The organism is Rhodococcus sp. P4_F5, from assembly GCF_056401315.1.
In genome coordinates this window covers 1-3,369 of the sequence record NZ_JBFUJP010000138.1, presented here as the reverse complement: position 1 = coordinate 3,369, position 3,369 = coordinate 1, and the positions used below count along the sequence as shown (strand labels likewise).

Here is a 3,369-nt window from a genome sequence, read left to right as displayed (position 1 = left end):
GGCCGGACGGGGTGCGCCCGCGCCCCGGCTTCAGGCCGACCAGCCCGCAGCACGACGCCGGCACCCGAATGGATCCGCCCGCGTCGTTGGCGTGCGCGAGCGGCACCGCCCCGGCGGCGACCAGCGCGGCCGCYCCGCCGCTCGACCCGCCCACCCCGCGGCGCAGGTCCCACGGGTTGCGGGTCGGCCCGTACCGCCGGGACTCGGTCGCGAAGTTCAGCCCGAACTCCGGTGCGGTGCTCTGGCCCAGCGTCACCAGTCCCGCCGCCCGGAACCGGGTCATCAGTTCGTGGTCGACGCCCGCGACCGCGACGCGGAGGGCGCGGCTGCCGAGGGTGAACGGCACCCCGCGGGCCATCGGGCCGCTGTCCTTGACGACCAGCGGCACACCCGCCAGCGGGCCGTCGGGGTCGGCGGTCGGCGCCGGCTCGAACAGCGGCAGCGTCAGCGCGTTCAGGTCCGGGTTCACCGATTCCAGAGCCCGCCGGGCCGCAGCCTCGACCTCGGCGGCGCTCACCTCGCCGGCGGCGATCAGGGCGCGCAGCCCGACCGCGTCGTGGTCGGCGTACTCGGCAGGTTCCATGGCCGGTCAGTCTGGCCGCCGGTGCCGGTCGACGCCACCGGTTTTCCGTGGGGGCGCCGCGGGGCCGTGTCCGAGGTGATGGAGCGGGTGCATCCGGCGGAGCCGCACCGGTGCCCGAGCACCATCGGCACCCTGCCCTCGGCGCGGGGCGCGGGCCGCGGCAGGGCGTCGATGAACTCGCGGCTCGACCGCTGTGACCGCGAGCACGTCCCCGCCTGACTGGAGTCGGGCAAACAGGAGAATGTGCCCTACTACCAGCGCTTCGGCCTCGAGGCGGCCGACGAGATCGTGCTCCCGGGCGGCGGTCCGACGCTGTGGACCATGTGGCGGACGGCGCGGTAGCCGCGTTCTCTAGAATCACTGGGTGACCAGTGCCGCGCCGCAAGACCCCAAGACCGCCGCCGACGCCCTCCCCAAGAGCTGGGACCCCAGCACCGTGGAGCAGGAGCTGTACGAGGGCTGGGTGGCGGCCGGCTACTTCACCCCGGACCCCGCCAGCGACAAGCCCGGCTACTCGATCGTGCTGCCGCCCCCGAACGTCACGGGCAGCCTGCACATGGGCCACGCCCTCGACCACACCCTGATGGACGTGCTCTCCCGCCGCAAGCGGATGCAGGGCTTCGAGGTGCTGTGGCTGCCGGGCATGGACCACGCGGGCATCGCCACCCAGAACGTGGTGGAGAAGCAGCTGGCCGCCGAGGGCAAGAAGAAGGAAGACCTCGGCCGCGAGGCGTTCATCGAGCGGGTGTGGGACTGGAAGCGTGAGTCCGGCGGCACCATCGGCGGCCAGATGCGCAGCCTCGGCGACGGCGTCGACTGGAGCCGCGACCGGTTCACCATGGACGACGGCCTCTCCCGCGCCGTCCAGACCATCTTCAAGCGGATGTACGACGCCGGCCTGATCTACCGCGCCGAGCGGCTGGTCAACTGGTCGCCGGTGCTGCAGACCGCCATCTCCGACATCGAGGTCAAGTTCGAGGACGTCGAGGGCGAACTGGTCTCGCTGCGCTACGGCTCCCTGAACGACGACGAGCCGCACGTCATCGTCGCCACCACGCGCGTGGAGACGATGCTGGGCGACACCGCGGTCGCCGTGCACCCCGAGGACGAGCGCTACAAGCACCTGCTCGGCACCACGCTCGAGCATCCGATCACCGGCCGCCAGATCCCGATCGTCGCCGACGACTACGTCGACCCCGAGTTCGGCACCGGCGCCGTGAAGATCACCCCCGCGCACGACCCCAACGACTTCGAGATGGGCATGCGGCACAACCTGCCGATGCCGACCATCATGGACAAGACCGGCAGGATCGCCGACACCGGAACGCAGTTCGACGGCATGGACCGGTTCGAGGCGCGGGTCAAGGTCCGCGAGGCGCTGGCCGAGCAGGGCCGCGTCGTCGCCGAGAAGCGTCCGTACCTGCACAGCGTCGGGCACTCCGAGCGCAGCGGTGAGTCCATCGAGCCGCGGCTGTCGCTGCAGTGGTGGGTCAAGGTGGACACCCTCGCCAAGGCCGCCGGTGACGCGGTCCGCAACGGCGACACCACGATTCACCCCGCCAGCCTGGAGCCGCGCTGGTTCGGCTGGGTCGACAACATGCACGACTGGTGCATCTCGCGTCAGCTGTGGTGGGGCCACCGCATCCCGATCTGGTACGGCCCGGACGGCGAGGTCCGCTGCGTCGGACCCGACGAGACCGCACCCGAGGGCTGGGCGCAGGACCCCGACGTCCTCGACACCTGGTTCTCCTCCGGCCTGTGGCCCTTCTCCACGATGGGCTGGCCGGACAAGACCCCGGAGCTCGAGAAGTTCTATCCCACCAGCGTTCTCGTCACCGGCTACGACATCCTGTTCTTCTGGGTGGCGCGGATGATGATGTTCGGCACCTTCGTCTCGCAGGACGAGGCGATCACCGCCGGCGAGGGCAAGTCCGGGCCGCAGATGCCGTTCAAGGACGTCTTCCTGCACGGCCTGGTCCGCGACGAGTTCGGCAAGAAGATGTCGAAGTCCAAGGGCAACGGCATCGACCCGCTGGACTGGGTGCGCGAATTCGGTGCCGACGCACTGCGATTCACGCTGGCCCGCGGCGCCAACCCGGGCAGCGACCTGTCCGTCGGCGAGGACCACGCGAAGTCCTCCCGCAGCTTCGCCACCAAGCTGTTCAACGCCACCAAGTTCGCGCTGATGAACGGCGCCGCACCGGCCCCGCTGCCGGCCCGCGACGAACTCACCGACGCGGACCGCTGGATCCTCGACCGGCTCGACCAGGTCCGCGCCGAGGTCGACGGCGCCTTCGACCGGTACGAGTTCGGCAAGGCCTGCGAGGCGCTGTACCACTTCGCCTGGGACGAGGTCTGCGACTGGTACCTCGAGCTGGCCAAGGTGCAGTTCGCGGGGGAGCAGGCCGAGGCCACCCGCGCGGTGCTCGGCAACGTGCTGGACGCGCTGCTGCGGATGCTGCACCCGGTCATGCCGTTCGTCACCGAGAGCCTGTGGAAGGTGCTCGCCGGCGGCGAGTCCGTCGTCGTCGCGAGCTGGCCGGAGGCGTCCGGCGAGGCCGTCGACGGCGTCGCCGCGCAGCGGATCGCGGACGTGCAGCGCCTCGTCACCGAGATCCGGCGCTTCCGCAGTGACCAGGGCCTGAACCCGGGCCAGAAGGTCGCGGCCCGGCTGACCGGCATCGCCACGGCAGACCTGGACGGACAGCAGTCGTCGGTGGCGTCGCTCGGCAAGCTCACCGATCCCGCCGACGACTTCACCGCCACGGCTTCACTCGAGGTCCGGC

General features: G+C 71.3%; 3 protein-coding genes. 2 read left to right on the top strand and 1 reads right to left on the bottom strand.

Annotation, left to right across the window (positions count from 1 at the left end):
• The coding region (locus AC1DU4_RS26195; protein ID WP_477844880.1) for an amidase family protein at positions 1 to 583 on the bottom strand (583 nt) is incomplete at its 3' end.
• Positions 584 to 604: 21 nt separating this feature from the next.
• Between AC1DU4_RS26195 and AC1DU4_RS26190 the strand changes: the two genes are divergently transcribed.
• Together AC1DU4_RS26190 and AC1DU4_RS26185 are read left to right on the top strand one after the other, a co-directional pair.
• Entirely contained in the window at positions 605 to 802 is a 198-nt protein-coding gene (locus tag AC1DU4_RS26190; RefSeq protein ID WP_477844878.1) for a hypothetical protein, read from the top strand.
• Positions 803 to 947: 145 nt separating this feature from the next.
• On the top strand, positions 948 to 3,369 hold a 2,422-nt coding region (locus AC1DU4_RS26185; RefSeq protein WP_477844876.1), incomplete at its 3' end, for a valine--tRNA ligase.